General features: G+C 63.2%; 16 protein-coding genes. 5 read left to right on the top strand and 11 right to left on the bottom strand.

Translation table 11 applies throughout. The features are described from left to right. Positions 1–362 precede the first annotated feature (362 nt). The 9 genes from RUH75_RS21655 to coxB form a co-directional block, all read right to left on the bottom strand. Complete coding sequence (locus RUH75_RS21655) at positions 363–1,232, bottom strand: class I SAM-dependent methyltransferase (protein ID WP_313809267.1); 870 nt, start codon at positions 1,230–1,232, stop codon at positions 363–365. A 3-nt stretch (positions 1,233–1,235) separates the two neighbouring features. Then, entirely contained in the window at positions 1,236–2,636 is a 1,401-nt protein-coding gene (gene thrC / locus RUH75_RS21650; RefSeq protein WP_313809266.1) for a threonine synthase, read from the bottom strand. Between the two features lie 44 nt (positions 2,637–2,680). Beyond that, positions 2,681–3,307, bottom strand: a complete 627-nt coding sequence (locus RUH75_RS21645) for an SURF1 family protein (RefSeq protein WP_313809265.1) — start codon at positions 3,305–3,307, stop codon at positions 2,681–2,683. Continuing rightward, positions 3,304–3,711, bottom strand: coding sequence for a DUF983 domain-containing protein (locus tag RUH75_RS21640; RefSeq protein ID WP_313809264.1), 408 nt, complete (start codon positions 3,709–3,711; stop codon positions 3,304–3,306). Before RUH75_RS21640 ends, RUH75_RS21645 begins: the two co-directional genes overlap by 4 nt. A gap of 76 nt (positions 3,712–3,787) precedes the next feature. Next, entirely contained in the window at positions 3,788–4,618 is an 831-nt protein-coding gene (locus RUH75_RS21635) for a cytochrome c oxidase subunit 3 (RefSeq protein WP_313809263.1), read from the bottom strand. Positions 4,619–4,654: 36 nt separating this feature from the next. Beyond that, positions 4,655–5,230, bottom strand: coding sequence for a cytochrome c oxidase assembly protein (locus RUH75_RS21630; protein WP_313809262.1), 576 nt, complete (start codon positions 5,228–5,230; stop codon positions 4,655–4,657). A 127-nt stretch (positions 5,231–5,357) separates the two neighbouring features. Further along, the gene (locus RUH75_RS21625) at positions 5,358–6,278 is read right to left on the bottom strand and encodes a heme o synthase (RefSeq protein ID WP_313809261.1); all 921 of its coding nucleotides are present in this window, start codon (positions 6,276–6,278) and stop codon (positions 5,358–5,360) included. 117 nt (positions 6,279–6,395) lie between these two features. Beyond that, positions 6,396–8,063: a cytochrome c oxidase subunit I gene (ctaD, locus tag RUH75_RS21620; protein ID WP_313809260.1), complete on the bottom strand. Its 1,668-nt coding sequence runs from the start codon at positions 8,061–8,063 to the stop codon at positions 6,396–6,398. Positions 8,064–8,082: 19 nt separating this feature from the next. Beyond that, a complete protein-coding gene (coxB, locus tag RUH75_RS21615) occupies positions 8,083–9,087 on the bottom strand; it encodes a cytochrome c oxidase subunit II (RefSeq protein ID WP_313809259.1) in 1,005 nt (334 codons plus the stop codon). Between the two features lie 273 nt (positions 9,088–9,360). Here coxB and pyrE point away from each other — a divergent pair, with 273 nt between their 5' ends. The 5 genes from pyrE to RUH75_RS21590 are packed head-to-tail and all read left to right on the top strand — an operon-like array spanning position 9,361 to position 13,112. Further along, positions 9,361–9,942: an orotate phosphoribosyltransferase gene (gene pyrE, locus RUH75_RS21610; protein ID WP_313809258.1), complete on the top strand. Its 582-nt coding sequence runs from the start codon at positions 9,361–9,363 to the stop codon at positions 9,940–9,942. 5 nt (positions 9,943–9,947) lie between these two features. Beyond that, the gene (locus RUH75_RS21605) at positions 9,948–10,685 is read left to right on the top strand and encodes a pyridoxine 5'-phosphate synthase (protein ID WP_313809257.1); all 738 of its coding nucleotides are present in this window, start codon (positions 9,948–9,950) and stop codon (positions 10,683–10,685) included. Further along, positions 10,682–11,083 (top strand): holo-ACP synthase, encoded by a 402-nt coding sequence (acpS, locus tag RUH75_RS21600; protein WP_313809256.1) that lies wholly within the window; start codon positions 10,682–10,684, stop codon positions 11,081–11,083. Before RUH75_RS21605 ends, acpS begins: the two co-directional genes overlap by 4 nt. A gap of 30 nt (positions 11,084–11,113) precedes the next feature. Then, entirely contained in the window at positions 11,114–12,007 is an 894-nt protein-coding gene (gene lepB, locus RUH75_RS21595) for a signal peptidase I (protein WP_313809255.1), read from the top strand. Positions 12,008–12,029: 22 nt separating this feature from the next. Continuing rightward, positions 12,030–13,112, top strand: a complete 1,083-nt coding sequence (locus RUH75_RS21590) for an AI-2E family transporter (RefSeq protein ID WP_313809254.1) — start codon at positions 12,030–12,032, stop codon at positions 13,110–13,112. A 51-nt stretch (positions 13,113–13,163) separates the two neighbouring features. Here RUH75_RS21590 and RUH75_RS21585 read toward each other — a convergent pair whose 3' ends face one another. Further along, positions 13,164–13,727, bottom strand: a complete 564-nt coding sequence (locus RUH75_RS21585) for an FKBP-type peptidyl-prolyl cis-trans isomerase (RefSeq protein ID WP_313809253.1) — start codon at positions 13,725–13,727, stop codon at positions 13,164–13,166. 84 nt (positions 13,728–13,811) lie between these two features. Then, the coding region (gene rpsU, locus RUH75_RS21580; protein ID WP_313809268.1) for a 30S ribosomal protein S21 at positions 13,812–13,966 on the bottom strand (155 nt) is incomplete at its 5' end.

Raw genomic sequence — 13,966 nt, 5'->3', positions numbered from 1 at the left:
AGATGGGTTCCCGCTTTCGCGGGAATGACGAACTGTTGAACGGCTACAAATGGCCAAAAACCCCTGTCCTACACACCCCCGCCCGCGCTAGAGCAGATTCCGATCCGATAGCATCGGCTCGGCTGCTCTAGACTTTTGTTCCACCGCGTTTTCCGAACCAGCGGATGATTCTATTCGCTTGGAAAACGCTCTAGGACAGACCAGCTCTTTGAACCGTCAGACACCTTGAAAGCCATGAAAAAGCGGGCCACCTGTTCTGCCGCGATTTCCTGATCGTCAGACGGCTCCATCCGACCGGACATCGCTCCGGACACCCAGCATCGTGTCACCTATGTCACCCAAATCCTATCGCCGGAATCGAATCACCGGCTCCATCGCGCCCAGATCGCGGTCGGCAGTGACAGCCCCCGCGCCTCTTCGCGCACCGCCAGCTCGCCCGCTTCCACCGCGCCCGGCAGATCGGCAAAGGCCTGTTTCAGCAATTCCCCGATCGCCAGCGCCGACATGCGCACGGCATAGACGGTGAGGAACAGAAACCGGCTGTCCGCATCCAGCAGCTGGCGGCAGTTGGCAATCAGGCCGGGAAGGTCTTCCTCCAGCCGCCAGACCTCGCCATCCGGCCCACGCCCATATTTGGGCGGATCGAGCAATATGCCGTCATAGCGCCGCCCACGCCGCACTTCGCGCGCGACGAATTTGGCGGCATCGTCGACGATCCAGCGCACCGGGCGGTCCTCCAGCCCGGACAGCGCCGCATTGGCCCGCGCCTGCGCCACCGATTTCCTGGAAGCATCGACATGCACCATCTGCGCACCCGCCGCTGCCGTGGCGAGCGTGCCGACACCAGTATAGCCGAACAGGTTCATGACCTGCGCCTCAGCCTTGTCCACGATCTTGCCGCGCATCCAGTCCCAGACCGGCGCCATGTCGGGAAAGAAACCGAGATGACGGAACGGCGTGCAGCTCGACTGAAACGTCACTTCGTTCCAGCGCAACGGCCAGCCTTCGGCAGGAACGGGCCGCTCATAAAACCAGCGGCCGCCACCTTCCTCATCCGAACCGGGAATGAATTCTCCGTCCGCCTGCCAGTCGTCGCGCGCGGGTGCCCACATCGCCTGCGGTTCGGGCCGGATGAAACGGAAGCGGCCATAACGCTCCAGCTTCCGCCCATGACCCGAATCGATCAGGCCATAATCGTCCCAGGGTTCGCCAGTCAGGGTCTGAAGGTCCACCCCTCAGGCCCTCGGCGTCGCCCGCTCCGCGACATAGGCGGTGATCGCCTCGAAAGTGCCGGGCAGCTTGGCATAGGCCTCTTGCCGCGCGAACAGATCGCCCACGCGCGAAGGCAGCGAGGGACGAAGGCCCGTAGCGCGTTCGACCGCAGTGGGGAACTTCGCGGCATGGGCCGTCGCCAGCGTGACGACAGGCACGGACGGATCAAGATCGATCGATCGCGCTGCTGCCAGACCGACCGCGCTGTGCGGATCGATCACCTGCCCCGCCGCGTCGAAAGCCCAGCGCATCGCCATGGTCATGGCGTCGGCATCGACCCGGGCGGAGGTAAAGAGCGCCGACGCCCCCTCCCGCTGTGCATTCGTCAGGCGCATCGCCCTGCTCGCCTCGAAACCCTTCATCTGCTCGGCCAGCGCCTTGCCATCCCGGCCGCCCGCATCGAACAGCAGGCGTTCGAAGTTCGAACTGACCTGTATGTCCATGCTGGGCGTAGCGGTCGCCACCACCTGCCCCTGGCTGTAGTCGCCGTCCGCCAGCGCGCGATGGAGGATGTCGTTGACATTGGTGGCAACCATCAGCTTGGCAACGGGCAGGCCCATCTTCGCCGCGACATAGCCCGCGAACACATCGCCGAAATTGCCGGTCGGCACGGAGAAGGCAATGGCCCGCTCCGGCGCGCCCAGACGGACGGCGGCGTAGAAATAATAGACCACCTGCGCCATCAGCCGCGCCCAGTTGATGCTGTTGACGGCCGAAACATTGAACCGACGCGAAAAATCCGCATCGTTGAACATCGCCTTCACCAGCGCCTGGGCGTCATCGAAGCTGCCGTCGATCGCGATATTGTGAACATTGGGCGCCAGCACCGTGGTCATCTGGCGGCGCTGAACATCCGACACTCGGCCTTCGGGATGCAGCATGAAGATGTCGATCTTCGCCCGGCCCGCCACGGCATCGATCGCCGCGGACCCGGTGTCGCCGGAGGTCGCGCCGACGATGGTCAGGTGATCGTCACGCCGCGACAGGAACCGCTCGAACAACTGGCCGAGCAATTGCAGCGCGACGTCCTTGAACGCCAATGTCGGGCCATGGAACAGTTCAAGCAGCCAGTGCCGATGGTCGAGCTGCACCAGCGGCGTCACGGCATCATGGCTGAACCGGCCATAGGCCGCGGTGCACAACTCGCGCAGTTCCTCTTCGCCAAGCGACCCGGCGACGAACGGCGCCATGACCCGTACGGCGGTTTCGACATAGGACAGGCCCGACAGCGCGCGAATGTCATCGGCGGAAAAGCTAGGCCAGCTTGCCGGCACATAGAGTCCGCCATCGGACGCCAGCCCAGCCAGCGTCACATCCTCAAACCCGAGCGCGGGCGCGCTCCCCCTGGTGCTCACATATTGCATGATGGGGTAGCCCGGTAGCGCTGGACGCGGCTTCGAGCAAGCTTTTAAGGCAGCGGTGCCCGTTTACGCAACGCCAGGAGATAGATGATGACAGCGATCGCGGCGAAGAAGAACCACTGCCCGGCATAAGCGAGATGGTTGTTCGGTACGTCCGCGGCAGTCGGCGGCGCCAGCGGTTTCAGGCCCGGCACAGCCTCTCCGGCGATCAACATCGGCCGCAGCGGGACAGCCTTGCCGCTGATCCGGGTCAAAAGCGAACGATGGTCAGGCTCCTCACCGATCCAGCCACGCATCTGCCCGCCCTGCCATTGCGGCGTCGCGTCCGGGGTCCGCGCGACGCCCGCCGCGACCAGCACGCCCGGCCCTTCCGCCCCCGTCGCGCATTCGGCGATATAGCGATAGCCGACCGACCCGTCGGTCGCGCGTCCCGCTTCGCTGTGCCAGCGGACCACCCGCAGGCAATAAGCCGAGGAACGGCGAAACAGCAATTCGGGCGGCACCGGCGGATGGTTGGGGAAAGCCACCGGAGGCTTGGCGGGATTCGACGCCACCAGTGCCAGCATCGCGTTCTTTTCCACCCGGCGTTGAAGCTGCCAGACGCCAAGACCGATCATCACCAGCACTGCCGCCGCAACGATCAGCGTGGGCAGGAGAGGTAGGCGCCGGCTCATTGGCCATCCTGCCGGATCAGTCGTCCCTCGCGCGCCTTGTTGCGATATTCAAGGATCAGCAGCGCGCCCTTGGCCCCGCGCAGGCTTCCCACCACGGCAGCCACCGTCAGCGGCGTCCAGAGCAGGATGTGCACCCATAGCGGAGGATGAGCCTTCAACTCCAGCACCAGTGCCACCGCCACCATGACCGCTCCAATGATCAAGGTCAGAAACGCTGCGGGACCATCGCCCACATTGAACTGCCCATAATCGAGCCCACAGGAGTTGCACGACGGCGCGAAGCGGACCGACCCCGAAAACAGCGCCGGCGCGCCACATTGTGGGCAAGCGCCCCGGAACGCCGCTACCAGCAATGACTGAGACGCAGAGTGGCGGCGATCGGGCGGGGGCATGGCTTCAGACATAGGCCGGGCTCCTGAAAAAGAAAACGGCCGGATCTGCTCCGGCCGTTTCCGCGAAAATCATCAGCGATGCTTAAGGTCAGCCGCCGTGGACCGGCGCGCCCCAACCACCCCAGACATAGATGACGACAAAGAGGAACAGCCACACCACGTCGACGAAATGCCAATACCAGGCCGCGGCTTCGAAACCGAAATGCTGGCGCGGGGTGAAATCGCCCTTATGCGCGCGTATCAGGTTGACCAGCAGGAAGATGGTGCCGATCAGAACGTGGAAGCCATGGAAGCCGGTCGCCATGTAGAAGGCCGAGCTATAGGGGCTGCCGCCGAAGGGGAACGGCGCATGGGCATATTCATAAGCCTGAATCGAGGAGAAGAGCACGCCCAGGATCACCGTCAGCGTCAGACCCTTTTTCAGCCCCTCGCGGTCGCCGTGGATCAGCGCGTGATGCGCCCATGTGACAGTGGTGCCTGAGCAGAGCAGGATCAGCGTATTGAGCAGCGGCAGTTCGAAGGCGTTCATCACCTCGATGCCCTTGGAGGGGAACAGCCCCTCGATCGGCGCCAACTGGCTGGGGAAAAGCGAGAAGTCGAAGAAGGACCAGAACCAGCCCACGAAAAACATGACTTCAGACGCGATGAACAGGATCATGCCATAGCGCAGATGCAGTTGCACCACCGGCGTATGATCGCCGGCATGAGCTTCGGCGATGACATTGGCCCACCAGCTGTACATGGTGAACAGTACGCCCGCGACGCCGATCAGGAAAACCCAGCCGCCACCGCCGGGCATCGCATCGGGATGCAGCCACATGATCGCGCCGAAAGCCATGACCAGCGCCGACATAGAGCCGAAAAAGGGCCAGATGCTGGGCGGAAGAATATGATAATCGTGGTTCTTGGCGCCTGCCATGACGTTCTCATCCCCGTTCGCGTTATGATTGTTGCCTTAGCTTGGCTTTTTATCCTGCTCAACAGGATAGAAGGTGTAGCTCAGCGTGATTTCCTGCGTGTCCTTATTGTCGGCATCCGTCAATATCTTCGGATCGACATAATAGATCACCGGCATGCGGACCTGCTGCCCCGGCTGAAGGGTTTGCTGGGTGAAGCAGAAACATTGAATCTTGGTGAAATAAGCCCCGGCCTGGAGAGGCGTGACGTTGAAGCTGGCAGTGCCGGTGACCGGCTTGTCCGACATGTTCTTCGCGATGAAGATCGCCATGGTGCGGGCACCGATCGTCACTGTCTGGGTATGGCGTTCGGGATAGAATTGCCACGGCATGCCCGGCGAGACATTGGAATCGAAGCGGATTGAAATGCGATGCCCGACCGCCTCTTTCACCTGCACATCGGCGGCGGCGCGCTTCGTGGTGCCGCCAAAGCCGGTCTGTTCGCAGAAAATCCGATAGAGAGGCACCGAGGCAAAGCCCAGGCCCAGCATGGCCAGCCCGACGCCCGCCATCCCGACCATGGTCCGCCGATTGCGGCGATCCCGGTCGAAGGGAGAAGGAGGAAGGCTCGCCATCAATGCCCCCCGCTGATCTTCGCAATGGTGATGGCGTAAAAGAGGATGACCAAAGCGCCCAACAACACGCCCGTCACAATCGCGCGGGATTTTTGCCGGCCGCGGATTTGCCTTTCTTCATCAGGAGTCATGCGTACACCCACCGGTCAATGACCACCGCGCCGAAGAGCAGGAAAAGATAGAGGATCGAATATTTGAACAGCCGCTTTTCAGGAGCCATCCGGGCAGGATCGCTCTCCCGCCGACGCAGGACATGAAAAGCCAGAATCGCGAAAATCACCGTGCCGAGCAATGCGGCCGTGCCGTAGATCGGACCCGTCAGGCGCAGGAGCACCGGCGCCATGGCCGCCACCGCCATGACTGCGGTGTAGAACCAGATCTGGCGGCGTGTCACGACTTCCCCGGAAACAACCGGCAGCATGGGGATACCCGCAGCGGCATAGTCCGTCTTCACGAAGAGGGCGAGCGCCCAGAAATGCGGAGGCGTCCAGAAGAAGATCAACATGAACAGCGCGACCGGTAATGCACTGATGTCGCCCGTCACTGCCGCCCAGCCGATCACCGGCGGGAAAGCACCTGCCGCGCCCCCGATCACGATATTCTGCGCCGTCCGGGGCTTGAGCCAAATGGTGTAGACGAAGAGGTAAAATAGAATCGACACCGCCAGCACGGCGGCCGCCAGCCAGTTGGTCGCAACCCCCATGAGAAGCACGGAGAAGAAGGACAGCCCGACCCCGAAATGCAACGCGGACTGCCGGTCCATCCGGCCCGCGGGCAGCGGCCGATTCGCCGTGCGCTTCATTTTCGCGTCGATATCCACCTCATACCACTGGTTGAGCGTGGCCGCCGCCCCCGCTCCCACCGCGATGCAGAGAATCGCCGTGAAGGCCAGTACGGCATGAATATGACCAGGCGCCGCGAGCAGGCCACAAAGTCCGGTGAAGACGACCAGCGTCATCACCCGGGGCTTGGTCAGCGCGACGAAATCCCGCCAATGCGCGGGAATCACAGGAGCCGAACCTTCGGACATGATCGGCGAACTTGCCATATACTCCTCATGTGGCATCCCGGCACGATGACGCGCCGGGATTGCCCTGCTTCCGGGAACTGGCGGCCTTTACGCCAATCCCGGCATTCCGACAAACCGGAATGCGCGTGGCTGCGATCAGTCGATGACTGGCAGCGTTTCGAACTGGTGGAACGGCGGCGGGCTGGGCAGCGTCCATTCGAGCGTGGTGGCGCCTTCGCCCCAGGGGTTGCCCTCCGCCTTCTTGCCGGCGACCAGCGACCAGACAAGATTGACGAAGAAGATCAGCATGCCAGCCGCCATGATCTCATAGCCATGGCTGGCGACCTTGTTCCAGTAAGCGAAGGCTTCAGGATAGTCCGGATAGCGACGCGGCATGCCGCTGAGGCCCAGAAAATGCATCGGGAAGAACAGCATGTTAACGCCGACAAAGAACACCCAAAAATGCAGGTGGCCAAGGAACTCGTTATACATGCGGCCCGACATTTTCGGAAACCAGTAGTAGAAGCCCGCGAACAGGCCGAACACCGCGCCCAGCGACAGCACATAGTGGAAGTGCGCCACGACATAATAAGTGTCGTGCAGAACATCGTCGACGCCGCCATTGGCCAGCACGACGCCGGTCACACCACCTACCGTGAACAGGAAGATGAAACCGAGCGCCCAGACCATCGGGGTCTTGTAGCTGATCGAACCGCCCCAGATCGTCGCGATCCAGGAGAAAATCTTAATGCCGGTCGGCACGGCGATGACCATCGTCGCGGCGGTGAAGTACATCTTCACATTCACCGACATGCCGGTGGTGAACATGTGGTGCGCCCAGACGACGAAGCCGACCACGCCGATCGCGACCATGGCATAAGCCATGCCGAGATAGCCGAAGACCGGCTTGCGGCTGAAGGTCGAGACGATCTGGCTGATGATGCCGAAGCCCGGCAAAATCATGATGTACACTTCAGGGTGACCGAAGAACCAGAAGAGATGCTGGTACAGCTCCGGATCGCCGCCGCCGGCGGCATCATAGAAGGTCGTACCGAAATTGCGGTCGGTGAGCAGCATGGTGATCGCAGCGGCCAGAACCGGCAGCGCGAGCAGCAGCAGGAAGGCGGTAACCAGTACCGACCAGACGAACAGCGGCATCTTGTGCAGGGTCATGCCCGGCGCGCGCATGTTCAGGATGGTGGTGATGAAGTTGATCGCGCCCAGGATCGAGCTGGCGCCGGCGATATGCAGCGACAGGATCGCCATGTCGACCGCCGGACCCGCGGAACCACTGGTCGAAAGCGGGGCATAGACCGTCCAGCCGGTGCCCGCGCCGTTCCCGGTGCCGCCGGGAACGAAAGTCGAGCCGAGCAGCAGCGTGAAGGCCGGGATGAGCAGCCAGAAGCTGATATTGTTCATCCGCGGGAAGGCCATGTCCGGCGCGCCGATCATGATCGGCACGAACCAGTTGCCAAAGCCACCGATCATCGCGGGCATCACCATGAAGAACACCATGATGAGGCCGTGGGCCGTGATCAGCACGTTCCAGAGGTGATAGGCCTGGTCGAGCGTGGCGCTGGGACCATCGCTGAACTGCGCCCAGGTCTGGAGATACTGGATTCCCGGCTGCGCCAGTTCAGCGCGCATCAGGCCCGAGATCGCGCCGCCGATGATGCCGGCGATGATCGCGAAGATCAGATAGAGCGTGCCGATATCCTTGTGGTTGGTCGACATGAACCAACGCTGGAAGAAGGCCGGCTTGTGATCGGCGTCATGATGCGCATGCACATGATCGCCGTGATGATCTGCGGTAATGGTGGTCATTGGCGTCTATGCCCTTACATCAAAGCTTGGCGGGGGCGGCGGCGGGCGCAGGCGCCTCGGCCGTGGCGGCGGCGCCCCGAAGCTTGCCGCCCTGGGAAAGGACCCACTGGTCGAACTGGGCGGGTTCCAGCGCCTCGATCGCGATCGGCATGAAGCCGTGACGCGCGCCGCAAAGCTCCGAACACTGGCCGTAATAGACCCCCGGCTTTTCGATGGTGAAGGTCTTTTCATTGAGACGGCCGGGAACCGCGTCCATCTTCACCCAGAGCGACGGCACCGCGAAGGCGTGAATCACGTCGGCGCCGGTGATGATCAGCTTGATCGGGCGGCCAGCGGGCAGGACAAGCCGATTGTCGGGCGCCAGCAGATAAGGCTCGCCATTCGCTTCCGCCTTGTCCCTGGGCAGCAGGTTCGAAACATATTCCGGAATGGCGTTGTCGGGATATTCATAACCCCAATACCACTGATATCCCGTGACCTTGACGGTTACGGCATCCTTGGGCGCAGGCTTGTACTGATCAGCGAGCAGGCCGATCGACGGTACTGCGATCGCCAGCAAGATCACCACCGGCACCACCGTCCAGATCACCTCGATCACCGTGTTGTGCGAGGTTTTCGACGGGGTCGGATTGGCGCTGCGGCGAAATTTCCACATCGCATACACCATCAGGATCAGGACGAGAATCGAGATCGCAAAGATGATCGGCAGCAGCAGCACGTCATGCAGCCAGCGGGCCGTGTGACCGGTCGGCGAAAACTGCTTCTGAAGGGTGATTTCGCCCGGCATGGGCATGCCGATGCCCAATGTGGGCTTCATCCGGGGTGGCGCGGCCACCTTGGCTGCTGGAGCGGCTTCTGCGGCGGGCGCCGCTGCGTTGCCAGCCGAATCGGCGGCCCCGACCTCATTCCCGGCTGCTGGAGCCGCGACCGCGGCATTCTCCTGGGCCAGCACCGGACCGTTCAGCACGAGCGTGGGCGCAAAGGCCAACAACCCGGCGAGAACGAGCGATTTCACCTTGTTCATAGCGTCTTCTTACCCCGTAACCCCTTGGCGCCGCTGCAACGAAGACACACGCATACACGTCCCCCCGCCCGTAGTCGGTCTGCCGCGGCTTATAAGCATCTTTTTTTACGCCTCAAGCTTCCACAACCAGATTTTCTTCGCTGTTGCAACGCCTAGTTGGTGCGCCTATCTCGCTCCCCGCGCACAACCGCGCACCATGGGGCGGCTCATGAGGGGAAAGCCATGCCGTGCCGCAGCTAAGCGGCGGCATGGGCGAATGGATCGAAGACACGGATGACCGACGAGGAAGTATTAGCGGAATTCAGGGCTGCGGGCGCGTTGCTGGAGGGGCATTTCATTCTGTCCTCGGGCCGCCGCAGCGCCAATTATCTCCAATGCGCGCGCGTCCTGATGAACGCGGAGCGCGCGGGGAAGCTAGCGCGCGCGATGGTGCAGCAACTGCCGCGCGAACTGCGGCAGGAAATCGACCTGGTGGTATCCCCAGCGATGGGGGGACTCATCATCGGCCATGAAGTGGGCCGCGCGCTCGACAAGGACGCCGTGTTTCTGGAACGCCCCGAAGGCACATTCGAACTGCGCCGCGGTTTTTCCATCACGCCGGGCCAAAAGGTGTTGATGGTCGAGGATGTCGTGACCACCGGCCTGTCCTCGCGCCAGGCGATCGAGGCGGTCGAGGCTGAAGGCGGCATCGTCGTCGCCGAAGCCGCGCTGGTCGACCGTTCGGCCGGCGAGGTGGAGCTTGGGGTGCCCTTCTACCCGCTCGTCAGCATCAATTTCCCGGTCTATGACGCCGACCAGATCCCGCCTGAACTGGCCGCGATCCCGGCGGCCAAGCCCGGCAGCCGGAAGCAGTAGGACCAATGCCGCATCCCTCCGTTCATCTGCGTCTGGGCGTCAACATCGATCATGTGGCGACCATCCGCAACGCACGGGGGGGAGGGCATCCCGACCCGGTCAAGGCCGCGCTGCTGGCGGTCAAGGCCGGCGCCGACGGCATCACCGCGCATCTGCGCGAGGATCGGCGGCACATCCGCGATGAAGATATCGCAACCCTGATGGCCGCGTTGACCGTGCCGCTCAATCTGGAAATGGCGGCGACGCAGGAAATGCTGGGCATAGCACTCAGGCATCGTCCCTGCGCCGCCTGTATCGTGCCGGAAAAGCGTGAGGAACGGACGACCGAGGGTGGGCTGGATGCGGCCGGGCAGATCGAGGCGCTGCGGCCGATCGTCGGCGCGCTCAATGAGGCAGGCGTGCGCGTCAGCCTGTTCATCGAACCGGACACAGCGCAGATCGAAGCCGCCATCCGTCTCGGCGCACCGGTGGTGGAACTGCACACTGGGCGCTATGCTCATCTGACAGGAAAGGAGCGGGCCGAGGAACTACGCCGTCTGGCCGATGCGGCGGCACTTGCGGCGAAGAACGGTATAGAGCCCCATGCGGGGCATGGCCTGACTTTCGACAATGTCGGGCCGATCGCCGCCATTCCGCAGATCGCCGAACTCAATATCGGCCATTTCCTGATCGGAGAGGCGATCTTCGGCGGATTGGAAAGCAGCATCCGCGAGATGCGGCGGCAGATGGATCTGGCGCGTTGATCGTCGGCCTGGGCTCCGACCTGTGCAATATCGAGCGAATCCAGAATTCGCTCGACCGCTTCGGCGAGCGATTCGAGAATCGGGTGTTCACCGATGTCGAACGGGCCAAGGCCAACAAGCGCCCCTTCACCAAGGCCGGCACCCTCGCCAAGCGCTTTGCCGCCAAGGAGGCCTTTTCGAAAGCCGTCGGCACCGGCTTCAACAAGGGCGTGTTCATGAAGGATATCGGCGTCGTCAACCGCCCCGGGGGCGCGCCGACGCTGGCGCTGGCCGGCGGCGCGCTGGCCCAGCTGGAATCGCTTGTCCCGGCGGGCCATCGATCTGTCGTTCACCTGACGCTGACCGATGATCATCCATGGGCGCAAGCCTTTGTCATCATCGAAGTTCTGCCGTTATAAGCCCAGCCCCCTTCAGCCGGAAATCCTCCCATGACGGCAGCCGACATGACCGAAAATGATTCCGTCCCCTCCGAACAACCGAGCAAGCCGACGTCCGAACCGGAAAAGGCATCGGTAAACTGGTGGCAAGAGGCCAAGAGCATCACGCTGCTCATTCTGGCGGTGCTCGCTTTCCACAGCTTCGTTGCCAAGCCCTTCTATATTCCCAGCGAATCGATGATGCCGGTGCTGCTGAAGGGCGACCGGCTGGTGGTGAGCAAATTCCCCTATGGCTGGTCTTATGTCTCGCCCAGCTTCCATCCGCTGCCGTTCCTGAAGGGGCGCATTTTCGGAGGGATGCCGGAACGGGGCGACATCGTCATCGTCTCCCCGCAGAACAAGCGCGAGGATTATATCAAGCGCGTCATCGGTCTGCCGGGCGACATAGTGGAGGTGCGCGGGGGGCAGGTCGTGCTGAACGGCGTGCCCGTGCCACAAAAGGTGCTAAAGCCGATTCGCCTGGCCGTGGACGGCAATGCCCCGTGCCCGCCGATGCAGTTCCCCGGCGCGCTGGTGACGGACGCGAACGGCAAGAGCTGGTGCGAGTTGCCGGTGCGGCAGGAAACCCTGCCCAACGGCAGGACCTATGTCACGATCGACATGGGGCCCAGCACGCTCGACTGGTACGGGCCGGTGCGCATTCCGGCCGACCATGTCTTCCTGATGGGCGATAATCGCGACAACAGCGCCGACAGCCGCGCGCCGCTGGAGGAAAACGGGCTGGGTGGGCCGGTCCCGTGGGAGGCGATCGGCGGCCGGGCGGAGTTCATCACCTTTTCGCTCGACGGCGATTCGTCCTGGAACCCGTTGAGCTGGCTGCACGCCTTCCGCAACGGGCGGGCGGGGAACAGCCTGCGACCCGCGAGCGTTACTCCACCGAAATAAGCTTTGCGGATAGGGGCTTGGGTTGAGCGGGACAAAAATCCACATCGAGGAACCCGGTCCCAGCGAATTGCGCAACCCGCTGGTCCAGCATGAAGTCAAGCGCGCTGGCGTGTGGTTCGCCATGGGCATTGCCATCGCGCTGATCGTGCTGCTGGCCCAGCCGATCATGCTGATCATGGGCGCGCTGGTACTGACGACCATGATGGATGGCGGGACGCGGCTGCTGGGCCGGGCAGTACCGATCGGACGCGGATGGCGGCTGGCCATCGTGCTGGTCGCAGCGCTCGGCTTCCTGATCTATACCTTCTACCTGACCGGATCGAGCCTGGCGGCGCAGGCGCAGGGGATGCGGGTCATCGTCGAAACGCAGGTCAACCGCATCGGCCATTGGCTGCAACAATTGGGTGTCACCACCACGCCCGAGGATTTCAAAAGCCTGGCCCAACAGGCGATGAGTTCGCTTGGCCGGGTGACGGCGGCGGTCGGCACGATGGTCGGCGCGATCACGAGCGGCGTCATGATGCTGGTACTCGCCATCTTCATTGCGATCGAACCCAAGCTTTACGAGCGCGGCGTCGCCTGGATGCTGCCGATGGACAAGCGGGAGCGCTTCTACACCATCGCCGGCAGGATGGGCTGGACCCTGCGGCGGCTGATGTTCGGGCGGTTGATCGGCATGGCAGTAGAGGGCGTGGGAACCTGGCTGCTGCTCTGGGCAGGCGGCGTGCCGATGGCGGGGCTGCTGGGGATATTGACCGGCATCTTCGCCTTCCTGCCCAACATCGGGTCGATCATTTCGGGCCTGTTGATCGTGCTGGTCGGCTTTTCCGCTGGCCCCGATGCGGGGCTCTATGCCTTTGGCGTCTATCTGGTGGTACAGATTGTCGACGGCTATCTGATCGTGCCAATGGTCGCCAAGCGGGCCACCGACCTCGCCCCTGCCCTGGTTCTGGCGGCGCAGATTCTCTTCGGCGCGCTGTTCGGCATTATGGGACTGTTCCTGGCCGATCCGATCGTCGCGATGATCAAGGTCTATCTGCACGAACGATCGAAAGCGCTGGAGGCCGGAGCCGGCAGGGCCGCCGCGGTTCCCGTGGCCGGATAGGAAAAGGGCCGGGAAATCCCGACCCTCTTTGCTTTTCGACCGTGACCGAACTCAGTGACCCGGCATGCCCTGCGGCATCGCGCCCTGCTGCTGCATCATCTGCTGCATGCGCATGATCTCCGCCTTCGACTTGAAATCATGCAGCTGGACGTCGAACACCAGCACCGAATTGGCCGGGATCGGCCCCGCCGCCTGCTCGCCATAGCCGAGCTGCGGCGGAATCCACAGGCGGTACTTGCCGCCCTTCTTCATCTTCTGCAGGCCTTCGGAGAAGCCGGGAACCACGCCGTCCACCGGCATGGCGGTCTGCGGATTCTCGTCGAACACCGTGCCGTCGAGCAGCGTGCCCTTATAGCCCACCAGCGCCACGTCGGCCGCCGTCGGGCTGGGACCGGCGCCTTCCTCCAGCACCTTGTATTGCAGGCCCGATTCGGTCGTCACCACGCCGTCCTCGCCGCCATTATGCGCAAGGAAACTGGCGGACGAGGGCTTCACGCCCTGCTGCCCGGCCCAGGCCAGGCCACCAGCGGCCAGAGCGACCGCGGCGATGCCCACCCAGAGACGCGTCAGCGACCCCCTGGCGATAGGACGAAGGGGAACGGCCGTGGTGGACATGCGCTATGCCTCGCGGATTGGTGCGGGTGATGTTTTCAGCAGAAGAACGGGACGATCGATCGACCGTCCCGGTAACGGCAGTCCTTAACGGACGCCGTCACGCTCGGCGCGCTTGCGCTCCAGCTTGCGGGCGCGGCGCACGGCGGCGGCCTTTTCGCGGGCGCGCTTTTCCGAGGGCTTCTCATAGTGACGGCGCAGCTTCATCTCGCGATACACGCCCTCACGCTGCAGCTTCTTCT

Origin of the sequence: Sphingobium sp. (genome assembly GCF_032153725.1) — a bacterium.
Lineage (GTDB): Bacteria > Pseudomonadota > Alphaproteobacteria > Sphingomonadales > Sphingomonadaceae > Sphingobium.
This window is presented reverse-complemented; position numbering and strand designations above follow the sequence as displayed.